This is a genomic window from Rhodopirellula halodulae, from assembly GCF_020966775.1.
GTDB lineage: Bacteria > Planctomycetota > Planctomycetia > Pirellulales > Pirellulaceae > Rhodopirellula > Rhodopirellula halodulae.
Window position 1 is genome coordinate 187,540 of the sequence record NZ_JAJKFV010000004.1, and the last position, 22,907, is coordinate 210,446.

At 56.0% G+C, this 22,907-nt stretch carries 17 protein-coding genes; 7 read left to right on the forward strand and 10 right to left on the reverse strand.

Going from position 1 to position 22,907, the window contains the following annotated elements:
- Positions 1-3: 3 nt before the first annotated feature.
- The 5 genes from LOC70_RS04590 to LOC70_RS04610 form a co-directional block, all read right to left on the reverse strand.
- Positions 4-939, reverse strand: coding sequence for a GAF domain-containing protein (locus tag LOC70_RS04590; protein WP_230252157.1), 936 nt, complete (start codon positions 937-939; stop codon positions 4-6).
- A 10-nt stretch (positions 940-949) separates the two neighbouring features.
- A complete protein-coding gene (locus tag LOC70_RS04595) occupies positions 950-1,798 on the reverse strand; it encodes an ABC transporter ATP-binding protein (RefSeq protein WP_230252159.1) in 849 nt (282 codons plus the stop codon).
- A gap of 84 nt (positions 1,799-1,882) precedes the next feature.
- Positions 1,883-2,830, reverse strand: a complete 948-nt coding sequence (locus LOC70_RS04600; protein WP_230252161.1) for an ABC transporter ATP-binding protein — start codon at positions 2,828-2,830, stop codon at positions 1,883-1,885.
- Positions 2,831-2,868: 38 nt separating this feature from the next.
- Entirely contained in the window at positions 2,869-3,984 is a 1,116-nt protein-coding gene (locus LOC70_RS04605) for an ABC transporter permease (RefSeq protein ID WP_230252164.1), read from the reverse strand.
- Between the two features lie 101 nt (positions 3,985-4,085).
- Positions 4,086-5,666: a CmpA/NrtA family ABC transporter substrate-binding protein gene (locus tag LOC70_RS04610; protein WP_230252166.1), complete on the reverse strand. Its 1,581-nt coding sequence runs from the start codon at positions 5,664-5,666 to the stop codon at positions 4,086-4,088.
- Positions 5,667-6,280: 614 nt separating this feature from the next.
- Here LOC70_RS04610 and LOC70_RS04615 point away from each other — a divergent pair.
- From LOC70_RS04615 to LOC70_RS04630, 4 genes are all read left to right on the forward strand, one after another.
- Positions 6,281-7,936 carry an alginate export family protein gene (locus LOC70_RS04615; RefSeq protein WP_230252167.1) on the forward strand — a complete coding sequence of 552 codons (1,656 nt, stop codon included), beginning with the start codon at positions 6,281-6,283 and terminating at the stop codon, positions 7,934-7,936.
- Positions 7,937-8,288: 352 nt separating this feature from the next.
- Positions 8,289-9,203: a UDP-2,3-diacylglucosamine diphosphatase gene (locus LOC70_RS04620; protein ID WP_230252169.1), complete on the forward strand. Its 915-nt coding sequence runs from the start codon at positions 8,289-8,291 to the stop codon at positions 9,201-9,203.
- Between the two features lie 42 nt (positions 9,204-9,245).
- The gene (locus tag LOC70_RS04625) at positions 9,246-10,511 is read left to right on the forward strand and encodes a DUF3419 family protein (protein ID WP_230252171.1); all 1,266 of its coding nucleotides are present in this window, start codon (positions 9,246-9,248) and stop codon (positions 10,509-10,511) included.
- A complete protein-coding gene (locus LOC70_RS04630; protein WP_230252173.1) occupies positions 10,508-11,293 on the forward strand; it encodes a class I SAM-dependent methyltransferase in 786 nt (261 codons plus the stop codon). The genes LOC70_RS04625 and LOC70_RS04630 overlap by 4 nt, the downstream gene beginning before the upstream one ends.
- Positions 11,294-11,336: 43 nt before the next feature.
- Here LOC70_RS04630 and LOC70_RS04635 read toward each other — a convergent pair whose 3' ends face one another.
- Together LOC70_RS04635 and LOC70_RS04640 are read right to left on the reverse strand one after the other, a co-directional pair.
- Entirely contained in the window at positions 11,337-12,344 is a 1,008-nt protein-coding gene (locus LOC70_RS04635) for a transporter (protein WP_230252362.1), read from the reverse strand.
- 210 nt (positions 12,345-12,554) lie between these two features.
- The gene (locus LOC70_RS04640) at positions 12,555-14,057 is read right to left on the reverse strand and encodes a sulfatase (RefSeq protein WP_230252174.1); all 1,503 of its coding nucleotides are present in this window, start codon (positions 14,055-14,057) and stop codon (positions 12,555-12,557) included.
- A gap of 383 nt (positions 14,058-14,440) precedes the next feature.
- Between LOC70_RS04640 and LOC70_RS04645 the strand changes: the two genes are divergently transcribed.
- The gene (locus LOC70_RS04645; protein ID WP_230252175.1) at positions 14,441-15,925 is read left to right on the forward strand and encodes a sulfatase-like hydrolase/transferase; all 1,485 of its coding nucleotides are present in this window, start codon (positions 14,441-14,443) and stop codon (positions 15,923-15,925) included.
- 114 nt (positions 15,926-16,039) lie between these two features.
- Entirely contained in the window at positions 16,040-18,082 is a 2,043-nt protein-coding gene (locus LOC70_RS04650; protein WP_230252363.1) for an FAD-dependent oxidoreductase, read from the forward strand.
- A gap of 95 nt (positions 18,083-18,177) precedes the next feature.
- On the opposite strand, the gene LOC70_RS04655 is transcribed toward LOC70_RS04650, so the two are convergent.
- Together LOC70_RS04655 and LOC70_RS04660 are read right to left on the reverse strand one after the other, a co-directional pair.
- A complete protein-coding gene (locus tag LOC70_RS04655) occupies positions 18,178-18,726 on the reverse strand; it encodes a calcium-binding protein (RefSeq protein ID WP_230252176.1) in 549 nt (182 codons plus the stop codon).
- Positions 18,723-19,049 (reverse strand): hypothetical protein, encoded by a 327-nt coding sequence (locus LOC70_RS04660; protein WP_230252177.1) that lies wholly within the window; start codon positions 19,047-19,049, stop codon positions 18,723-18,725. Before LOC70_RS04660 ends, LOC70_RS04655 begins: the two co-directional genes overlap by 4 nt.
- Before the next feature lie 226 nt (positions 19,050-19,275).
- Between LOC70_RS04660 and LOC70_RS04665 the strand changes: the two genes are divergently transcribed.
- The gene (locus LOC70_RS04665) at positions 19,276-19,569 is read left to right on the forward strand and encodes an MTH1187 family thiamine-binding protein (RefSeq protein ID WP_230252178.1); all 294 of its coding nucleotides are present in this window, start codon (positions 19,276-19,278) and stop codon (positions 19,567-19,569) included.
- Between the two features lie 886 nt (positions 19,570-20,455).
- Here LOC70_RS04665 and LOC70_RS04670 read toward each other — a convergent pair.
- Positions 20,456-22,855 carry a heavy metal translocating P-type ATPase gene (locus LOC70_RS04670; protein ID WP_230252179.1) on the reverse strand — a complete coding sequence of 800 codons (2,400 nt, stop codon included), beginning with the start codon at positions 22,853-22,855 and terminating at the stop codon, positions 20,456-20,458.
- Positions 22,856-22,907: the final 52 nt, after the last annotated feature.

The following is a 22,907-nucleotide window of genomic DNA, read 5'->3' on the forward strand; positions in this document are numbered from 1 at the left end:
GGATCAGAACATCAACAAAGTGATGGAGCTGAGAACGGTTCCGTCAAAGAATGGAATCGCCAATCCCGCGGTCGGGCATGGCAAGGCTTTGTCCGCAGGTCGGGTCAACAGCAACGCAGCCATGTCTTCGATCAACACGGTTCGTTGATTCTGGGTGACCAACCCGAGGATGCCGGTGTTCGTGGGAACCTTGGTGCCAACGTCCAACCGAAACGCTTTTTCAACGTCGCCGTAAGCCTGGCTGGTCAGTTCGCATTCCGAATCGTTGACTTTCCAAACTTCCATCGCCCGAGCCATGGGCGTTTTCCTGGACTGGATCAGCACCGCGGTCGAGAGGAACTGATCCGAAAAGATCGGCACTCCCAACGCGGAATTCAGCAAGTCCGCCGAAGCACCCGCGGCTCGCAGAAACCCCATGTGATTCGCCAAGTCGTCTTGGACGAGAGCGATCTCGCGATCCCAGACGACACCGGGCAAACCGTTTCCTTTTTCGAAGCGAACAAACGAACTGACATTTTGGAATCGTTCGAGTTTGCCGTAGTAGCCTTCGCGAAGGGCGACTTCGTCATGCGGTCCCACGGGACGCCACACTTCAAACACGCCGACCGGATCCGACATGGTTTCCGTGGCGGCCTTCGAAAAGAGCACGATCACCGATTGAACATCGCCGTCAAAGAAAACGGGAATGGCCAAAGCGGACGAAGCGTCGGAAGGTAAAAGAGCCGCGTCTTGAACCACCATCGCGTCGCTTTCTTCCAAGCAACGTTGCGCGATGGTCAGAACTTGTGGATCGGTTTCGGGTGAAAACTCACCGGGAGCAACGACGTCACAAACATGGACGCCTTGCAGGTAACAAGGATCGGGAACGGCGAGCGGAGGCAATGAGGTACGCAAGGTGTTTGTATCGGTGGTTGGTTCCGAAGCGGTGATCGTGGTCATGAGAAGACCCTCAGGTGGCATCGGCGGTGGCGAGTTGTTCTTGTTGAGCTTTTGCTCGTTTCTCGGCGTCGGCTTTCAGCTTCTTGTGATCTTGGTCTTCCAAGAACTGAATCATCTTGCCGCGGAAGTCGTAATATTCGGGGTGATCCAACACATCGGCTCGAACGCGAGGACGTTCAAAGGGCAAGCTGAAGATGGCACCGACTTTGGCTCGCGGGCCGTTGGTCATCATCACCACGCGGTCGCTCATGAAGAGGGCTTCGTCGACATCGTGGGTGACCATCACCGTGGTGACTTTGTCGCGAATCAAGATTTCGAGCAGGATCTCTTGCAACTCCATCCGTGTCAGCGAGTCCAGCATTCCGAACGGCTCATCAAGCAACAGCATCTTGGGTCGCAACGCAAACGCGCGTGCGATGCCGACGCGTTGCTGCATGCCTTGGCTGAGGTCCTTGGCTCGTTTGTGCAGGCTGCTGCCCAGCCCCACCAAGTTCAAGTAGTACGAGGCCAAATCACGGCGATCACGTTTGCTGGCGGTCAGGTAAACCTGGTTGACGCCGAGCATCACATTCTCAAGTGCGGTCATCCATGGCATCAGACAAGGAGCTTGAAACACCACCCCACGATCCGGTCCCGGTCCATCGATTTCACGACCGTCTATGACCACGCCGCCAGTGGTGATCGGGTTCAACCCAGCCACCATGGTGAGCACCGTGCTCTTGCCGCAACCGGAGTGACCAAGCAAGGAAACGTACTCGCCCTTTTCAAGATTGAGATCGAATTCTTCGACAATCACGACCGGCCCATTGTGGGTGTCGTAGGTCTTGCCGAGCCGGAACATTTCGACGTAGCCGCGCATGTACGATGAGTTTGGTTGGAAGGTTTCTGAATGGTATGGAGCAAACGACGAGGGTTTCGCATCGACGGACGAAGCCCATCAGGCCTAACGCGGTCCCGTGTTGAAAATCGCCCGTGATGGTCGAGTCAAATCGACCGGTTCGATTTCAGGCAAACGGAATTGCTGAGCGGGATTGGCCGACGTTTCGTCTCGACGGGCTTTTTGACGAACGGCAACCAAGTAATTGGTGACGGCGTTGCGAAGACCTTTGAACTCTTCGTTGTCGTTGAGTTCGGTCTTGTTTCGAGGGCGATCCAAGCCAACGGTAAAGACCGGCCCCAGCGATGCATTGGGCCCGGGGTTCAGTGGAACGATGCGGTCGGCAACCATGATCGCCTCGTCAACATCGTTGGTGATCATCACGCAAGTCTGTTTTTCCTCGCTCCAAATTTTCAGAATCTCGTCGCCGAGTTGCCCGCGAGTCAGCGCGTCCAGTGCCGACAGCGGTTCGTCGAGCAGCAAGACTTTCGGTTTCAATGCGAGAGTCCGAGCGAGGCTGGTTCGTTGACGCATCCCGCCCGACAACTCGTGCGGCCGACGGTGGGCAGCGTGGCTCAACCCGACCAGCTCAATGAACTTCTCAACATGGTCTTTGCGTTTTTCACGCGACCAGTCCTTGAAGATCGTGTTGACTGACAGCGCGATGTTTCCGCGAACGGTGAGCCATGGCAGCAACGAATAGTTTTGAAACACCATGCCGCGATCGGGCGACGGTCCCTTGATGGGTTCGTCGTTCATGGTGATCGTGCCTTGGTCGGGACTGATCAGCCCCGCCAACAACTGGGTGAACGTCGTTTTGCCACTGCCGCTGAATCCCACCACCGCCAAAAACTCGCCTTCGCGAATGTTCAGGTTGATGTTCTGCAGGACTTCGTTGCGAGTGACGCCACTGCCGTAGCCTTTGCAAACGCCACGCATTTGCAGGATGGGCTTGGGAGCGGAGGAGACGACACGTTTCCGGGTCGACGGTTTGGTTTCGAGAGCAACACTCATGAGTCACCAATGGTTTGGAAAGGAGGAGGCTTTGAAACTCAAACTGGCGATGGATTGCCGAAGCTGACCAAGTTGCGGAAAAAGATCATGATGCGATCCAGCAACAGTCCGATCAGACCGATCACCAACACACTGAATGCGATGCGGGCGTAGGTCAGATCGCTGCCGTTTTGGAATTCATCCCAAACGAATTTTCCGAGACCTGGGTTTTGGGCGAGCATGTCGGCCGCGATCAAAACCATCCAACCAACGCCCAAGCTGATCCGCATTCCGGCGAACATCAGTGGTAAGCTGGCGGGAAGAATGATCTTTGTCAGGCGTTGCCACCAAGAGAGACGCAGCACGTCGGCGACGTTGATGAAGTCTTTGTCCACGCTGGCGACACCCAGCGTTGTGTTGACCAGGGTCGGCCAGAGCGAACACAGGCAAACCGTCGAAGCGGAAATCAGGAATGCCTTGTCGAAGAACGTTTCGCCACTGCTGTACCCGGCGTAGTACCACATGATGACGATGAACGCCAAAGGTAGCCAAGCCAGCGGGCTAACGGGTTTGAAGATTTGAATGAACGGGGTCATCGCCGCGTTGAACCAAGGGCTCATGCCGCACAAGACGCCGATCGGTACAGCAACGATGGTGGCCAAGAAGAAACCGAAGAACACCGTTTTGACGCTGGTCCAAATTTGGTCGATGAATGTGGGGGCACTGGACGGAACGAAGTTCGCGGCGGCGACTGCTCGCTTCTTCAGAGCCAGCGACTTGTCCTCGAGTTTCGATTTCTTTTCACCCGTGGCTTTGCTCGCGGCCGCGGTGTAAGCGTTGGCCTCGGCAAGAAGCTGAACGGCTTCGACAAGCTTTTCTTGCTTGGCAGCTTTGTCGGCCTCACGTTGCTCGTAGTGCATCGCGATCAGTTGCTTTCCGGCTGACCATGTCGCTTGTGGGCTGGGCAACTTGGCACTGTCGGTCACCACGCTGGATGCGGCTGCAGCCCACAACCCCAGAAACACACAAACTGCTGCGATCGGCAGCAGGATGAATTTCGCGATTCCGACGAGCTGTTCGCGTTTGTCCTCGCCGGCTGCGAGTCGAACAAAGGGCTCCAAAATCGGAAGACCCGCTACATTGCAAAACCGAAGAAGATTGCCACGCCAGTTCATCAGGGGATTGGTCCAAAAAGAGAAGTTGTGTTTTGGGGTGATGGGTTGCTCGTGCATGTCGGCCGCGAATGGATCACGACCGACATGCGTTGTGAGAGCGTTTACTGCTTGGCCAAGGCTTCGTCGTCCTTGTTGCCGATTTCAAAGCTGTTGATGTAGCCGATAGGATCTTTCGCGTCGTACTTGTTGCCATCGATGAAGTCGGTGGAAACTTCGCGATAGCCGTCGTAGTCCGGAGCGGGAATCTCATTCGGATCCAACTTGCCTTCGCTGATCAACATCTCCGCCGCTTCGCGGTAGATGGCGGGCTGATAGATCTCCTTGGCCGTTTCGGCGTACCAACTAGCAGGTTTGGGCTCGGTGATTTGGCCCCAGCGTCGCATTTGAGTCAGGAACCAGATGGCATCGCTGTAGTGCGGGTAGCTGGCTTCGTGCTTGAAGAACACGTTGAAGTCAGGCATTTCACGAACGTCGGTCTTCTGAAAGACAAACGTTCCCGTCATCGAGTTGGCGATGACTTCTTTCTCCGCACCGACGTAGTCTTTTCGGCTGAGCATTTCGACCGCTTCCATGCGGTTGACCAGCTTGCCGGAGTCGTCCGTGGCGTCCAGCCATTTACCGGCACGGATCAGAGCTTTGATCACAGCCAGGTGCGTTTGAGGATTTTTCTCTGCCCAACCTTTGGTGACACCAAAGACTTTCTCAGGATTGTTCTTCCAGATGTCGTAGTTGGTCGTGACGGGAACACCGATTCCGGTCACCACCGCTTTCTGATTCCATGGTTCGCCAACGCAGTAGCCTTTGACGATGTCGGCTTCCAAGTTCTGCGGCATCTGCGGCGGAGGAACCGTCGACAGCTTGACCTGTGCGTCGGTGAATCCCTTGATGTCGGATTCGGTGTACATCCCCGGGTGAATGCCGGACGCCGCCAACCAGTAACGAATTTCGTAGTTGTGCGTGCTGACGGGGAACACCATGCCCATGGGGAATGGCTCACCCGCATCTTGCAGATACTTCTCAACGATCGGCTTCAGGCTGTCCGCACTGATTGGGTGCTTTGGCGTGGGACTCTTGAGTGCCGGATCGTTTTCCTGCATCTGCGCCCAAATGTCGTTGCTGACCGTGATGCCGTTGCCGTTGTAGTCGAGGCTGTAGGCGGTCACGATCGACGTCTTGGTACCGACGCCGATGGTTGCCCCGATGGGCTGCCCAGCCAGCATGTGAGCCCCGTCCAATTGGCCGTTGATCACGTTGTCCAAAAGGATTTTCCAGTTCGATTGTGACTCGAGGGTCACATTCAGGCCTTCGTCATCGAAGTAACCCTTCTCTTTCGCGACGACCAGGGGCGCACAGTCGGTGAGTTTGATGAAACCGAAAGTGAGGTCGGACTTTTCCAAGTCCAGCATCTGGGTTGCGTCATCCGTTTCCGTGTCGATCTCGATCTCGCTGACGTCGATCTTCGCGGCGGCTTTTTCCAAGTCTTCCAGGCTGACGCCTGAATCGCTGCAGCCAGCGGTCAGCAAAGCGAACACGGCAACGAACAGGCAGGCAAACCACGCCGACACAGTTGCATGAGTTGTGCTGGCAATGCCGTCTCGGGAGGTCCCGCGGTGATCGCTATTGGGAGAGACAAATGGGGCCGTGGCCGGGTCAAGGCAGAAGCCGGGGGAGGTGATCGGCATCGCGAAAACTGTCCGTCGAATGAAGAAGTTGGGTCTGTGCAATAAAGTGGCATTAGTGATGCCGGTTTAACGTTTCGCAAGCAATATGCCGGAAGTACGGCGCGAACTGAGCAGGAACTAACAAAGGGGGCTCGTGAAACACTAGTGGCGCCTAACGGGCACCAGGCCATCACTGACCTTTGTGAAGTCTTTAGCATCTTCATCCCGCAAGGCGGCATTGCCCAACGCTTCAGCACATGCGGCCATCGCCTGCGCAAGGTTTGGGCAGCGGTGCTCGCGGCACGAACGACCACTGGGTGAACTGAAGGTTTTGACGCGACTTATGTGCGATCAAGCGACTCGGGACGGGTCCAAACCTGTATCCGACAGACGACTTTTCCGGTTGATCGGATTGGCAACCTTTGAACGGGTTGCAATTTGCAACTCGATTTGGATGCGGTTTCAGCGACGAAACGATCCAGCCGATAGGCGAACAGGATCGCTATGAAGCCCCGGGTGTTGATTTCTGCCATCTGTGACTGACCGCTGTTCCTCTGGCGGACGGAACTACGACGATCCAAACCACGATCTGGATGATTCGTTACCAATCAACTCCACGAAGGAGCTCTCACGTTATGTCTCAACGCCACTGGAAACGCCGCCTGCTCAGTGCGATTGCGATCGCAACAGCGGCCATTTCCTCCAACGCTCACGCCCAAGACACATCGGGTCTCGAACCCACCGTGTTGTTGGTCGTTCAACAGGGCGAAGGAGCTCTCACCGAGCCAGGCCCATCGCCGACCGCACCCAGCAAGCCAGCCGCCACGGAATCAATCGTTCAGCCAGAATCTGATCTGGCTGCTCCCGTGGTTGATGAATCCACCTACGCGGCACCGTCCTACGCTTCCTACGGCGCACCATGCAATTGTTGCCAAGGTGGTTGCTGCACGAAGAAGAAAAAAGAAGCCGCGATGGCAAAGATGAAGGGTGCCTACCAAGGCGTCTTCTATGCCAACGACTACAGCTACCTCAATGATCCTTGTTACGACGGCCCCTCGTTCTTCGGCGACTCGCTGAAGGGCATGCTGAACGGAACGTTGGATGTCGGTGGGGAAGCACGTGTGCGTTATCACAGCGAACGCAACTTCCGCGGCTTGGGCCCTACCGGACTTGGACTGACCGGCAACGACGACCAGTTTTGGTTGACTCGTTACCGCATGTTCGCGAATTGGCGTTTGTCAGAGAACGTTCGCTTCTACGGTGAATACCTCTATGCGGATTCGGGCGGGGAGACCTTCAACAACCGTCCGATCGAAGAGAACCGCGGCGAAGCACAAAACCTGTTCTTGGAAGCGAAGCTCACGGACAACCTCAGCGTTCGCGGCGGTCGTCAAGAACTGTTGCTGGGAGCTCAGCGATTGGTCTCTTGCTTGGATTGGGCCAACACCCGTCGTACCTTCGACGGTGTTCGTGCGACCTACGCGAACAAAGACGGTTCGATCGATGCGTTCTACACCCATCCCGTCAAACGCACCTTTGCGTACGAAGACAAGTGGGACTCCACGAACCAAGACGTTCAGTTCTTCGGTGCGTACATGACCCGCAAGGACACTTGGCTCGGCCAGTGGGAGAACTACTACCTCGGTTTGAACAACGATGTGGCTGACTTCGACTACCACACAATCGGTAGCCGCATTGTTGGCAAAACCGATTCTAATTGGATGTACGAGTACGAAGGTGGCACGCAGTTCGGAACAAACAGCGACGGCACCGATCACAGCGCCGGTTTCTTCACCGGCGGTTTGGGGCGTCAAATTGCTCTGACCAAAGATTGGAAGCCCACCGTTTGGTTCTGGTACGACTACGCGTCCGGTGGCGACGATTCGCTTCGTGGTGGAGACGGTTTCGATCACCTGTTCCCGTTGGCTCACAAGTACAACGGCTTCATGGACTTGTTCGGTCGCCGTAACTTGCATGACATCAACGCTCAGTTCATCACGCCCTTCTTCGGCGAGAAAGTCAAACTGTTGCTTTGGTATCACTACTTCATGCTGGACGAGAAAACCACTCCGTTCGACGTAGTCATGAACCCGTACAATACCAACAACCCTGCGGGCGATCGTGAGCTTGGACACGAGATCGATGTCTTGTTCCAAATCGCGCTCAACCCACGCAACAGCGCACTGATTGGTTACTCGCACTTCAACTCTGGCAAGTACTACAGCACGACCGCAGGTGTTCCCGACGTCGACGCGGACTTCTTCTACTTCCAGTACCAAATGCGGTTCTAAGAACCATCGTTTCGCGGCATGTCGCGAAATGCAATGAATCTCGAAAACGTCCGGTGTTCCGCACCGGGCGTTTTTTCGTGCGCGAGCATCTTGTTCTGCGCGTCTTCGGCGTTTGCCCCGTCTTCTTGGGGACACGACAAGTTTCCCCCAACCCGCATCGGGCGTTAACAGGATCAACACACTCGGTTGATACCTTCCCACTCGAATTCAACGTCGATCTTTCAGTTGATTGAAAAGCAAATTGGATTCGAAGTTGTTGCGACGGTCGGCATCGGATTGCACGCCCCGCTCGGAGTGGATGCTCCGTGTTGAGGTGGACCGTTCCCGTTCCTTCCAAGCCAAGGAAGCAGGCATGCAGCGGCCCGCCCCCACGCCGGTCCGGACCCTCTTGGTGAGCGATGTGCACCTGGGATCGAAGCATTCGCGAACAGAAGAGTTCCTCACGTTTCTTCGCCAATTCCATCCCGAGTCGCTGTACCTCGTGGGCGACTTCATTGACGGCTGGAAAATCAACACGGGTTGGCATTGGTCCTCCGCTTGCGACGACGTGATTGCCCACCTGATCGAACTGGCTCAACGAGGCACCAAGATTCACTACGTCGCGGGAAACCATGATTCCTTTTTACGCAATCCTGCTTTTCGTGCGGGGTGCATGGCAACATTGCCTCGATTCGAAGTGGCCAACGAATTTGTGATGGAAACGGTCGCGGGTTGGCGGTTTCTGATTACCCACGGCGACATGTTCGATTGCGTGGAAGCCAACGCTCAGTGGTTATCCAAAGGCAGCACGGTTCTTTACGACGCTTGCCTCAGCATGAACCGCTGGTACCACCGCACTTGGTTGCGTCGAGAACAAAATCCGCATGGTGTTTGTTCCCATCTGAAAGACCGTGTCAAACGATGGATTCGTTTTGTCAGCGACTTCGAAAACAAGATCTTGCATCACGCGAAGGTGAGCGATTGCGATGGTGTGATTTGTGGACACATCCATACGCCCGACATCGTGAGCGGAAAGTCGATGTGGTACTGCAACACCGGCGATTGGGTCGAGAACTGCACCGGTTTGGTGGAGCGCCACGATGGCCAACTTCACCTGGTCCGAACTTACGACGAGGACCTGTTCTTGCAACTTCCTGCACAGCGGCAGTTCGACGGCAATCACGACGAACCGCACAGCAGTGGCACACCAAACCTTTTTGAGGATTCGGCGTCGCCCGAGTGGATCCCAGCGAGTGCTGGCACTTCGTCGAGCGGTTACGCCGCTTGACATCGTTTTCATTTCAACCAACTGAAGAAAAGACACCCCCGAATGGTCGCAAACTGGCTCGGCAACAAGTGCTTCAAAGTCGTTCATCAAAAAAACCTGGTCTACAACACCTGTTGGGAAGACCCTCGCTTGGACCGTCAAGCGTTGTCACTGGAACAGGATGACTCTGTGCTGGTCATTACGTCGGCCGGGTGCAATGCTCTGGACTATGCCTTGGAGAGCCCACGGTCCGTTCACGCGGTCGACATGAACCCGCTGCAGAACGCTTTGCTGGAACTCAAGTGCGCCGCGATTCGCACGCTGAATTACGAAGACTTCTTTCAAGTCTTCGGACGTGGCGTGCACGCGAATTGGCAATCGCTCTACAACAATCACATTCGTGCCTCGCTCGCCCCCGACGTACGTTCCATCTGGGACCGACGTTCCAATTTCTTTGATGGAACGTCGCGTCGACAGAGCTTCTACTTCCGCGGCACTTCGGGATTGTTTGCTTGGCTGATCAACGGCTATCTGAAACGTCCAGCGGGGCTGAAAGAAGCGATTGGCGAATTGCTGCAAGCCGAATCGGTGGACCAGCAACGACAAATCTATCAAGAGCGAAACATCAATCAGTTGCTCTGGAGCAAGCCACTGCGTTGGGCGTTGCGACGTGACACAACACTCGCCATGTTGGGCGTGCCCCGTAGCCAACGCAAACAACTGGACCAGAGTTATCTTGGCGGGATCGGCGGGTTCATCCAAGATCGGATCGAAGCGGTCTTCAAAACGTTGCCGCTGCGTGACAACTATTTCTGGCGAGTCTATCTCACCGGTCGCTACACCCCGGAATGTTGCCCGGAATACCTGAAGGAAGAAAACTTCCAACGATTGAAATCAGGACTGGTGGATCGCGTTCACACTCACACCAACACGGTGGAGGGTTTCTTAACGCAACACGACGAGCGAGTTTCGCGATTTGTTTTGCTCGATCACATGGACTGGCTCTACGACCGCTATCCGGAACTGCTCGCCTCGGAGTGGCAAAGCATTTTGAATCGAGCGACCTCGGACGCACGCGTGTTGTGGCGAAGTGCGGCACTCACGGTCGATTTCGTCGATCCGCTGAAATTGCAATTCGAAGGCAACCAAGTCCAGCTTGGGGATTTGTTGCACTATCACCAGGAACTCGCAACCTCCTTGCACGCTCGCGACCGCGTTCACACATACGGCAGTTTCTACATCGCGGATCTGTTTGGTCCCGCGACATCCAACGATGATCGAATTTTGGATCCAACGCAAAAGGCGGTGGCAACCGGAGTGGCGGCATGAGCGAAGCCGCACAACCCACCACCGGCTCCAGTTCTCACGCCGATTCACGATGGGATGATTTCAAAGTGCTTTGGCACTTGTTGTTTCGACCAGTCCGAGGCAACACGCACGGCGAGAGGCTGGAAAGCTTTTACGAAGGTCAAGCATCTTACTACGATTCATTCCGATCCCGCCTGTTGCACGGGCGATCGGAATTGATCTCCTGGATCGACTTCCCCGACCAAGGCGTGTGGGTCGACTTTGGTGCCGGCACGGGACACAACCTGTTCTCCGCCGAACAAGAGTCGAAGAAACTGTCGCAGGTGCACTTGGTGGACTTGTCACCATCGCTGCTGAAGGTCGCCGCGTCGCGAATTGCGGATCGTCACTTGTCCAACGTGACGCTGCATCACGCGGACGCGACGAAGTTTCAAATGCCCGAGAACAGCGTGGACGTGGTGACGTTCTCTTATTCGTTGACCATGATCCCGGATTGGTTCGAATCGGTGCTGATCGCGAATCGTATATTGAAACCTGGTGGATTGATCGCCGTCACCGACTTTCACGTTTCGCGAAAACATGCGGGGACGGAAAGGCGACAGCACGGATGGTTGCGTCGTAACTTTTGGACGCTTTGGTTCGCTTCGGACAACGTGTTCCTGTCCAGCGATCATTTGGCCATGTTGAATCGGCGGTTTGATACGGTTCGATGCGAAGAGCGACTGGGCAGCGTTCCCTACATGCCGCTGATGAAGGCACCGTACTATTTGTTCCTCGGTCGCAAACCGTCAAATGACTGTTGAGCAAGAAGAGCCAACCTTGGTCAGCGATGGCTCACCGAACCGGTTACCAAGCCTTGGACCAACTGGCGATGACGGAGTAATCCGTTTCCACTTGAATACCATCCAGGTCTTGGGCGATGGTCGGAACGATCTCGAAATTGAAGTAGTGACCGTGCCCCATGAACTGGGTGCCGATACCGAGGTTGTACCAATAGCCACCACGAAACTCTTCCACGTTGGTGGAGATCAACATGTTATTCGCGGCGGGGTCCGCACCGTCGTAATCGGTTCGCCAAAGGTGTTCGCCTCGCAATGAGACCGACCAGTTGTTCGTTAGCAGAACGCTGGTCCACGAGTTCAATCGAAACTCATCACTGACGCTGTAGCCGCGATAGTTGCGACCGATGGGCACGTCCGTTTGGAATTGGACACCACCGCTCCACCATTCGCGGAAGTATTTCCACGTTACACCGGGACGCGCGTTGAACGTCCCGCTGCCGAGTCGCATGGGATATGGCAGAGGCTGAGACATCGCACCTCCGGTCGGAATCGTCGATTCGCGATAAATGTCGCCGGTAGGAACGGAGCAACCCAGGTTGAACAGTAAGTCCTGTGATTCAGTGCTGTACAACCGCAACAAAGCACCGAACGAGGTGTCGCCAAAACCGCTGTTGTGAGTCGTGAATTCCGTTCCGCGGCCTGCGGGGTTGCCGTCGCCACGAATGTGATCCATGGTCAAGGCGGGCATCATCAACATGGTGTAAAGCGTCACATCATCGGATGCACCGTACATGATGTGAGCCATGTGCATTTCCATGGTCATCTGCGTTGGTGCGGCACCAGCGTTGGTGGTGATGCCATCGACCGTGATGCCCGCGGGCATACCGGGTGGGCCGATCGCGGCTTCATCGCTGATGGTGGTTTCGCCGATACGATTGTCCTCCATCGACATCATCATGTACTTGTACTCCACCATCCACTCGCCCTTTTCATGCAAGTGATCGCCCATGATCCCTGCGGGAGCGTGCTTGTCGGCCAAACCTTTTCGACTGGGCGAATCTGCCGACGCGATCGACGCGAAATGGCTAGACGTGAAGAGGGCGAGAACAAGGGTCGAGGCGGTAAAACACCAGCGCATAGCGAGCATCCTGAGAGCAATGGGGATGTTCCCTTGAATCGACCAAAGCGTTTTCACCGTCCTGCTCGCCATAACCAGAACGCGTAAACGCTACAGGACGCAAAGTTTCTCAACTGAGAGACGAGTTGATCGGCGACGTGAACGTCAAAATTCGTTCGCGGTAGCAAACCGGGCGTTGCTGCGTCTCAGTTCGTCTTGCAGCTCGTCGCGAAGTCGACGGGCGATGTCAGTCTGTTCTCCCGATAGATCACGCTGTTCACCGATGTCCTTGGATAAATCGTAGAGCTCAATTCGATCATCTTCCGCGAAGTGCAGCAGTTTGTATTTGCCTCGGCGGATGGCGGATTGGGGACGCGTGCGACTGGTAACAAAGTCGTCGATTCCAATCGACTCGGGGGCTTTGGCGAATCCGGTTTCCGGATGGTAGTAGGGAAAATGCCAGAGGAGGTTTCGCTGAGTGTTGGCGGGACGATCAGACGAAGGATCCAGCAGTGGAGCGAAACTCGTTCCGTCGATCTGTTCCACGTCTTTGGTTGAACGAATGGAAGGATCAGCATTTGAGCCGGCCCATTCCAACATCGTGGGAAGCAAGTCGTATCCAACGACTGGTTGCTCGATGGTCCTGCGAGCTGATTGCTTGGGCATGCGAACGATCATGGGCACGCGAATACCGCCCTCGTAAAGATTCCACTTGGCCCCACGAAGCGGTGCATTCGCCGTGTACTCCGGGTGGCCGCCGTTATCCGACAGAAAGACGACGATCGTGCGTTCCGACTGACCGGCGTCGTCCAACGCTGCCAAAATCTGTCCAACGTGGTGGTCGAAGGTTTCCAAAAACGCGGCGTATTCGATCCGCTGCTTCCTTCGAGGTGAATCGTCAGGGATTCGTTGCTCGTAGTGGTCTCGCAACCATTGGCATGGCGTCCGTACCGGTGTGTGCACATAAAACGACGATGCCATGGCAAAGAATGGTCGTCCGTGGTCTTTCTGAAGGTACTGGGAAACCTTTTCAACCATCGTGTCTTTCGCAAACTTACCCGATTCTCGAATGGTTTCGACTGGTGATTGCTTCCAAGCATACGGATGAGCTCCGAAGTCTTCTTCAGCAACATGGAAACCTTGCGCGGAGGGGCCGTGCGTGGGACTCCAACCGAGGTAACGTTTGTGGTGTGGATTGAGATGCCACTTCCCAAAGAATGCGGTTTGGTAGCCGAATTCGCTCAATCGTTCAGCGATGGTTTGCTCGTGCAGCGGCAGGTTGAGAGTGAATGGCGGAGCAGTCAAAGGCGTCGCCAAATCGATCTTTTGAAGGCCGGGTTCGTTTTTGGTCACAAACTCGAAATGCAATCGCGCCGGAGTTTTGCCCGTCAGGATCGATGCTCGCGAAGCGGAGCAAATTGGTGCGGGCGCGTAGGCCTGCGTGAATCGATTGCCATTGGCCGCCAACTTGTCCAAGTACGGGGTGCGATGCCAAGGGTGCCCGTAACATCCCAAGTCCGACCAAGCCAAATCATCGGCGAGGATGAACAAAATGTTGGGAGGTAAGGATGCGTCTTCCGCAACCACATGAATCGGGGCTGAGAAAGCAAACGAGGAAAGCAAGCTCAACGCGATGAAGCATGACTTGGCGAAAGAAAATTTGTTCACAAGTGAACCGAAGACGGTGGGAGTTGGCGTTGGACGCGGATGCAGGATGGATACCGACAAGAGATAGAGCCAGTAGAGCGGTGGCCCAGGTAGCATCTTGCTTGAACATCCACCTGTCAAACAAAGAATGATTTCCAATCGCGTGAATCAAATGCTGTCGCCGTGATTAGCTCTCATGGTGTCGAACGCCTTGGCATCGTGAGCGTTCGTTCAGGCACCAAATTCTTTTGAACACTTGAGACCGGTTTCGGTTGCAACGCGAGACATCCGAGGCGAATACACTGGGGCCGGATACAGTCATGTATCACGATCCTTGCGATCCAGTCCCGCCTGCTTTTCCCACCGGCAACTCGCTTGCCCACCTGAACCCCGACCGCCCAATAATGCCGCCAACGATCGTCGCGATTCCGCGTCCAGTTCTTTGTTTTCTGATCGCCGCTTGGTGCTGCACCAACCCAAACCTTTTCGCGGCTCAGCGACCCAATTTGATTGTCATCATGGCCGATGACATGGGCTACGGTGACATGGGGTGCATGGGCAGCGAACATTTGCAAACTCCACAGTTGGACCAACTGGCCCAGTCGGGCGTGCTTTGCACTCAGGCGTACGTGGCAAGCTCCGTTTGTTCGCCATCGCGAGCCGGATTTTTGACAGGCCGCGACCCGCGACGGTTTGGCTACGAGGGGAACCTGAATGCATCGGCCGCGAGCTATGCGACTCGGCCTGAATTGCTGGGACTGCCGCAAAGCGAGCACACGCTGGCGGATCATCTGAAGGCGGCAGGGTATCGAACCGCCTTGATTGGCAAGTGGCATCTGGGCATGGGTGAGATCCATCATCCCAACCAACGTGGTTTCGATGATTTCTGCGGCATGCTGACGGGCAGCCACCACTATTTCCCGCAGACAATGAAGCATTCGATCGAACGCAATGGGCAGCGTGTAACGGACTTCAGCAGCGATTATCTGACGGACTTTTTTACCGACGAGGGGCTGCGGTTCATTCGTCAAACATCGGACCAACATGCCGATCAGCCGTGGTTTGTTTTCTTCTCTTACAACGCACCGCACACGCCGATGCATGCGACCAAAGAAGACCTCGAACGATTCTCAGACATCAGTGATCCAAAACGTCGGACCTATGCCGCGATGATGTTTGCATTGGATCGCGGAGTGGGACGAATTCGGAAGGCGTTGGAAGAATCCGGTCAATGGAACAACACGTTGCTGGTGTTCCTGTCTGACAACGGCGGCGCGACCAACAACGGCAGTTGGAATGGTCCGCTTCGTGGGGTCAAAGGCAGTTTGCGCGAAGGTGGTGTTCGCGTGCCGATGATCTGGCATTGGCCGGACAAGCTGCCGTCCGGGAAAGTTCATGAGGGAGCGGTCAGCTCGTTGGATGTCTTGCCAACGTTTCTGGCGGCCGCCGACGCGAAGCCTTTGCCTTTGTCGGACCCCATGTCGCACGAGGACCGGCGCAATCGCAAACGAATGGTGAAGCTTGCGGGAAAGTACGACGGACTGAATTTGTTGCCAGAGCTGACCGGCGAGAGCCAGCCATCGTCACGACGGCTGTATTGGCGACTGCAAGGACAAGCCGCGATTTTGGACGGCCCAGACAAACTAACGCGGCCATCCCATCGACCGGCCGAGTGGTTCAACGTCGCTGAAGACGCCTCCGAATCGCGAGACCTGTCGAGCACAAACCGTGAACGCTTCCGCGAGTTGTTTCGAGAACTCGGGCGGTGGGAGTCAAACTTGCCCACCGTGCCGCTGTGGGGATCGTCGCCGTTTTGGAGCGGCGAATCGGCGAAGCATTACGACGGCTGGGAACCTCGCCCCGAACCGTTTGGCACGCAAGCGAAATGAGCTTGCGTGCATCCCTCCTTTCTTTCCTACCTCTTGAGTTGATTGACCATGGCATCTCGTCCGGTTCCTGTTTGTTTCGCTGCGTTGCTGGCGGTGTTGTCGCATGTGGGTCACATGTCCTGCACCAGGGCGGCGGAATCTGAAACCGCTGACATTGTGATTTACGGTGGCACCTCGGCTGGCATTGCCGCCGCAGTGCAGGCAAAACGAATGGGCAAATCGGTGATTGTCATTGAGCCATCCAATCGCGTGGGTGGGCTGACAACCGGCGGTCTCGGTCAGACCGACATCGGCAACAAGTCGGCGATTGGTGGCATCGCTCGCGAATTTTACGAAGATATCGCCGCGTACTACGAAGACGATTCACATTGGAAATGGCAACGCCGCGAGGAATACAAGAGCGGCGGTCAGTCACGAACCGCGGCTGGCGAAACCGCGATGTGGACGTTCGAACCCAGTGCTGCCTTGTCGGTTTACCAAGACTGGATTGACGAGCATCAAATCCGAGTGGACTACGGCAAACGTTTGGACCGGTCCGTCGTGATGACGACGCGCAGCATTCCAGCTCGAATCATCGGTATCCGCATGGAGTCGGGCGAAACTTATCACGCTCGGATGTTCATCGACGCCACTTACGAAGGCGATTTGATGGCCGCCGCGGGAGTCAGCTACACGGTGGGGCGAGAAGCCAACGAGCAGTATGGCGAAACGCTCAATGGAGTCCAAACGAAGATGGCTCGTCATCACCAGCTGCGCAAGGGGATCGATCCCTACATCGTTCCGGGTGATCCCAACAGTGGATTGCTGCCTCACATCGATCCCGATGGTCCGGGTGAAGAGGGAGGAGCGGACCATCGCGTGCAGGCGTACTGTTTTCGAATGTGCTTGACGGACCATCCGGACAACCGCATCCCGTTTGACAAACCGGAGGGTTACGAACCGCTGTGGTACGAACTGTTGCTGCGAAATTACGAAGCCGGAGAGAACAGCGCCCCGTGGATCAATTCGGGGATGCCCAATCGCAAGACGGACACGAACAACCGATTGGGATTCTCAACCGACTTCATCGGCCAAAACTACAACTACCCAGAAGCCTCCTACGAAGAGCGTGAAGCAATCATCGCGAAACATCGGTTGTATCAGCAGGGCTTGATGTGGACGCTGGCAAACCACCCACGGATGCCCGAGACAATCCGAAACCAGGTTTCTCGTTGGGGCATGTGCAAAGACGAGTTTGAGTCTGGCAACGGTTGGCAAGAACAACTCTACATTCGTGAGGCGCGCCGCATGGTCAGCGATTTCGTGATGACACAGAAACACTGCCAGGGCGTCGCGGTGAACGATCCGGTCGGGCTGGCTGCGTACACAATGGATTCACACAACCAACAACGCTACGTCGATGAAAATGGTCACGTGAGAAACGAAGGCGATGTGCAGGTTGGTGGGTTCCCGCCGTACGGCATCAGCTACCGTTCCATCGTTCCGAAAAATCGCGAAGTGTCCAATCTGTTCGTGCCGGTGTGCCTGTCGGCGTCTCACATCGCGTTCGGTTCGATCCGAATGGAGCCCGTGTTCATGGTGCTGGGACAATCATCGGCCACGGCCGCAGCCATCGCGATTGACGATCGGGTCGCGGTGCAGGAGGTCGACTATTCCAAGTTGTCCAAACGATTGCTGGACGACCAACAGGTGCTCCAGCACGCGGGGCCCAAACCACATCCGGGGATCGATCCAAACAAATTGGCCGGGATCATTGTTGACAACGCCGACGCGACGACCGAAGGCGGATGGACCACCAGCAGCTCTACCCCGCAGCGAGTCGGGATGGACTATTTGCACGACGCGAATTCGGGGAAAGGCGAAGGCGTGGTTCGGTACGAAGCGAAGCTCAAACAACCCGGCCGATACCAAGTGAACTTACGATGGCCGGTTTTCTCCAATCGAGCGAGCAACACACTCGTGATTGTCACCGACTCCGACGGTGATGCTCACGAATTCCGAGTCAATCAGCGTGATCCCCAAACCGAAGGACAAGCCAATTTGGGTGAGTTCGATTTTGGAAATTCCGCGATCGTCGAAATTCGCAACGCGGACACCGATGGCTACGTGATCGCGGATGCGGTTCAGTTGATTCCGGCAAAAGCACCGATTGAGTGAGATAGAAACGACGATCGCGGAGCAACCAATGCTTGATTGCTCCGCGATGCGATGAATCCGAGTTCGCTGTTTGAAGCTTCTTGCTTTGTGGTGAGCTAGCCTTCGATGATTGTGGCTTTCACTTGGTCACCGGCATTGGCGTCCAGATCGGATACCGTGTCTGCTTCGAGAATTTCCGGGGTCTTCGTCTTGCTGTATTCCCACTGACGCGTCAATCGGTTGTAGCGTTTGCGATACTTCCAAACCAGCTTGATGTATTTCGAGAAGAACGTATCAACCCCTCGGCCTCCTTCCAGAACGTCTTGTTCCCCGTCAAAGCCACCTTCGAGAGAATCGTTGCCTGGTCCGCCATACAAGGCATCGGCGTCGTGCTCGCCTCGCAGGTCGTCGTCCCCGTTTCCGCCAAACAGTTCGTCTTCGCCGAAACCACCGCGGAGCAGATCATCCGCGTCGCCTCCATCGAGCCAATCGTTGCCGCGATTTCCGAGAATTGTGTCCTTGCCACCTGGTGCGTCCGGACTGTCGCCGAACAAGAAATCATCCGCCGCACCACCGCTGATGTAGTCGTCCCCGGGACTGCCAAACACCGTGGCAGGAATGGCAAGGTCCTGTTCAACGACGACGACGTCATTTCCACCTCTCACATCGATGAAGATTTCGTCGTTCGATCCAATCGTCGAGACTCGATTCGATAGTCATCGGCGGCGGCGATGGCTTGTTCTAGAGACTGAATATCCAGACTTGGTGCGTTGCTAACGAAATGCAAGATATGAATCGCTAGTTCGTCGTCGGCGAACGGGTTGATCGCCACGTAGACCATGTCATTAATGTCGGTGGTCTCAATTTGTAGCACTCGGTCATCGACATCAACGTCGCTCCAGTCGTCTGCGAACAAACGTTCGGCCGGCAGTAGGCAGCCGGTGGCGATGGCCAGTCCGAGGCATAGCTTTGAAATGGATGGGAACATCGTTGGTGACTCCGTTGGTTGATTGGATGTGTGCGGGGACCGGCCCTCTCTCAAATCACCAAGCGTGCACCCTCGACAGGTGTTAGCAAATTTTTTTGGCGTTCATGATGCCGCCGTTTTGACGTGTTCCCATCGGCGGAATTTCGTGACGGATACCTAGCGATTTGCGAACGTTTAGACTCGTCCAAGCATTACCCCAACCGTTTTCAAATGAGAGACAGCCAAGATGAATGTCATTGTTGATTTGTGCGTGGTCCCGATGGGCGTGGGAGTTTCCGTCGGAAAGTACGTGGCGGAATGCCAACGCGTGTTGGAGGAAGCCGGGTTGGAGCACCAGCTTCACGCCTACGGGACGAACATCGAGGGCGAATGGGACGAAGTCTTTGCCTCCATCAAACAATGCCACGAACGCGTGCACGCCATGGGAGCCCCCCGCATCACCACCAGCATCAAAGTCGGCACCCGCACCGACCGAACACAAACGATGCAGGACAAGGTCGCGAGTGTGAGGAAGAAATGAACGCCGACCGTGCGTCAATTTCGAACGAACGTCGCACGCACCTAGATAGCGATGCGGCGCAAGCCGCTCGGTAGCGATGTGGCAATCCGAAATAGTGTGGCGAAACCGGACGGCCCGCGCCGTTCCGGTAGAATTGAGTAGTAGCTCCACTTAACTCGAACGCATGATTGGACAGGTTCGCGTAGCTTTTCATTACATCGAGGACGATTCGGTTGACTGACGATCCGATTGCCTTTTTCCTGACCTGGACATGCTACGGCACATGGCTGCCCGGCGATGAGCGTGGATGGACCAAATGGCATCAAGGAGACCAACTCGCACAACCTCTCCTCGAGGCATGGTGTCGTGACAAGATGTCAGAAACCGCGATCGTTCTTGGGTCGGAACAGAGAGCGGCTGTCGAAGTCGTTGTCAAAGACCATTGCAAACGACGTTCCTGGCCATTGCATGCCGTGAGCTGCCGAACCAACCATTGCCATGTTGTGGTTTCCGCAAGAGGATACAGTGGTGAACAAGTTCGAGATCAGCTGAAGTCGTGGTGCAAACGGCGACTGAAGCAGTTGCAGCTTCAGCGAAGCGGCGTCTCTGCAAAGCTTCGTGAGCGATGGTGGACACGAAATGGAAGCGTGAGATATTTGTTCGATGAAGATTCGCTCGTGGCAGCAGTCGGCTACACGCTGGATGCGCAAGAGCATGGCGGATCAAAACAGAATTACCTGGAGTGAAACCAGCCAATCGATGTCCTTCCGTAAGACTCTTTCTTAGCGGTGCGGCGTGAGCCGCCCGGTTTGGGTTGCTTCGCGACGAGATTGGCGAGTTGAGTGCGGCACCGGACGGCTTGCGCCGTGCCGCTAACAGGTGAGGATCGCTCAATAAATAGCAGGCATCACCTTGTCGACAAACTCACGCTTCTCAAACGCAGGGCGTTGGCGATGACGGAGACGCTGCTGACGCTCATGGCCGCGGCGGCGATCATGGGGCTGAGAAGAATGCCGAAGATGGGATAAAGCGCACCCGCGGCGATTGGGACACCGGCGGCGTTGTAGACGAATGCGAAGAAGAGGTTCTGCCGAATGTTCCGCATTGTTTTGTGACTCAATCGTTTTGCTGCCACGACTCCGCGAAGATCGCCACCCACCAGCGTGACTCCAGATGACTCCATGGCGACGCTGGTCCCCGTGCCCATCGCGATCCCAACGTTGGCAGCGGCCAGTGCGGGAGCATCGTTGATTCCGTCCCCACACATGGCGACGACCTTCTTCGCCGTTCGTAGTTCTTGAATGAAATCGTGTTTGTCTTCGGGAGAGACATTGGCTCGAAACTCATCGATGCCGAGTTCCTCCGCGACGGCTTTCGCGGTGGATTCCGCGTCGCCGGTGAGCATCACCACGTCCAACCCCATCTGGTGCAACGCGACAATCGCGTCCGGCGTGCTGTCTTTGATTGGGTCTTGGATCGCAAAGATTGCGGCGAGCGTTCCATCGATCGCAAGGTGAACCACGGTGGCAGCTTGCTGACCGTGCCGCTCCGCGCTCTCGCGAGCTTCGTCGAGACCGTTGACCTGCTGTTCCTTCAGCCAACGCGCATTTCCGAGCGAGATGGCTTGATCGTTGACGGTGGCAACCACGCCTTTGCCGGTGATGCTGTCGAAGTCGGTTGCAGTGTACGTCGGCACGGATTGCTCTTCCGCCCGAGCCACGATGGCGCGGCCCAGCGGATGTTCGCTGTTACGTTCCGCGGCGGCGGCAATGGCTAGGATCTCCGATTCGCTCCGGGAACCAAAGGTCTGAACCGCGGTGACGGAGGGACTTCCCTCGGTCAAAGTGCCCGTTTTATCGACCACGACGGTGTCGACCTTCTCCATTTTCTCCAGCACTTCCGCGTCGCGAATCAGGACACCTTCCTTGGCACCGCGTCCCACCCCGACCATCACCGACATCGGTGTTGCCAATCCCAGTGCACAAGGGCAAGCGATGATTAAAACAGCGATCGCGGACACAAACGCATAGGCAAGAGAAGGCGAAGGGCCCCATGCCGCCCAAGCAATGAACGCCACGATCGCCGATGCGATCACCGCGGGTACGAAGTACTGAGCGACTTGGTCCACCAACTTTTGAATGGGAGCCTGACTGCGTTGGGCTTGTGCGACCATGTCCACAATCCGGTGCAACACCGTGTCGGTGCCCACCTCGGTTGCTTCCATTTCCAACGCTCCCGACTGATTCAGCGTGCCACCCGTCAGTCTTTCGCTCTCGGTCTTTTCAACCGGCACGGGTTCGCCCGTCAACATGGATTCGTCCACACGCGAACGACCACCTCGGACCAACCCGTCCACCGGAATCTTCTCGCCAGGACGCACCCGCAACCGGTCTCCGGCTTGGACTTTTTCCAACGCGATGTCCTCTTCCGTATCACCCACGATCCGATGAGCGATGTCCGGTGTCAACTGCATCAATTCGCGAATGGCTCCGCCGGTTTGATGCCGTGCCCGCAACTCCAAGACTTGTCCTAACAAAACCAAAGTGATGATCACCGCGGCGGCTTCGAAGTAGAGCGGCGGTCGATCAGCTTCGTAAAATGCTGACGGAATCCATGACGGCACTATCACCGCGACCACGCTGAACGCGAACGCCGCGAGTGCCCCAAGAGCGATCAACGAGAACATGTTGAGGTTCCAAGTGCGGAACGACTTCGCGCCTCGGACCAGCAATGGCCAACCGCAGCCGAAGACAACGGGAGTCGCCAGCGCCAATTGCAACCAACCGTCCAACCCAGCAGAGATCCAATGATCGATTGGCAAGCCGATCATCGGCCCCATGGAGAGAACCAGCAGAGGCAATGACAATGCCACGCCAACCCAAAACCGGCGTTTCATGTCGCGAAGCTGTTCTTCATCTCCCGAGGAATTCGGATCGATGAACTTGGGCTCGAGGTCCATGCCGCAAATTGGGCAATCTCCCGGGCCAACTTGTTCGATCTCGGGGTGCATCGGGCACATGTAGACCGCATCAGGATCCGCAGGCCCGCGTTGCTTTTTGGAACCATGGTTTCCGCCGCCGCAGCACGACGGTTGTTCCGAAGAACAGCAGGATCCGCCCTCCGCTTCTGACTCGGCTTTCTGCTTTTGTGCAGCGAGCACACCCTGCGGATCGGCATCGAACGTTTGTCGACAACCGTCGCAGCAAAAGAAAAACGTGCGACCATCGTGCTGACTTCGGATCGAATTGGCGGGCGAAACCGACATCCCGCAAACGGGGTCGGTGGCTTTGATTTCGGCGAGATTCATAACGCTAGCATGGCAGGAGTTCCCACTAGCTTACGCAATTCTCATTCCGGCA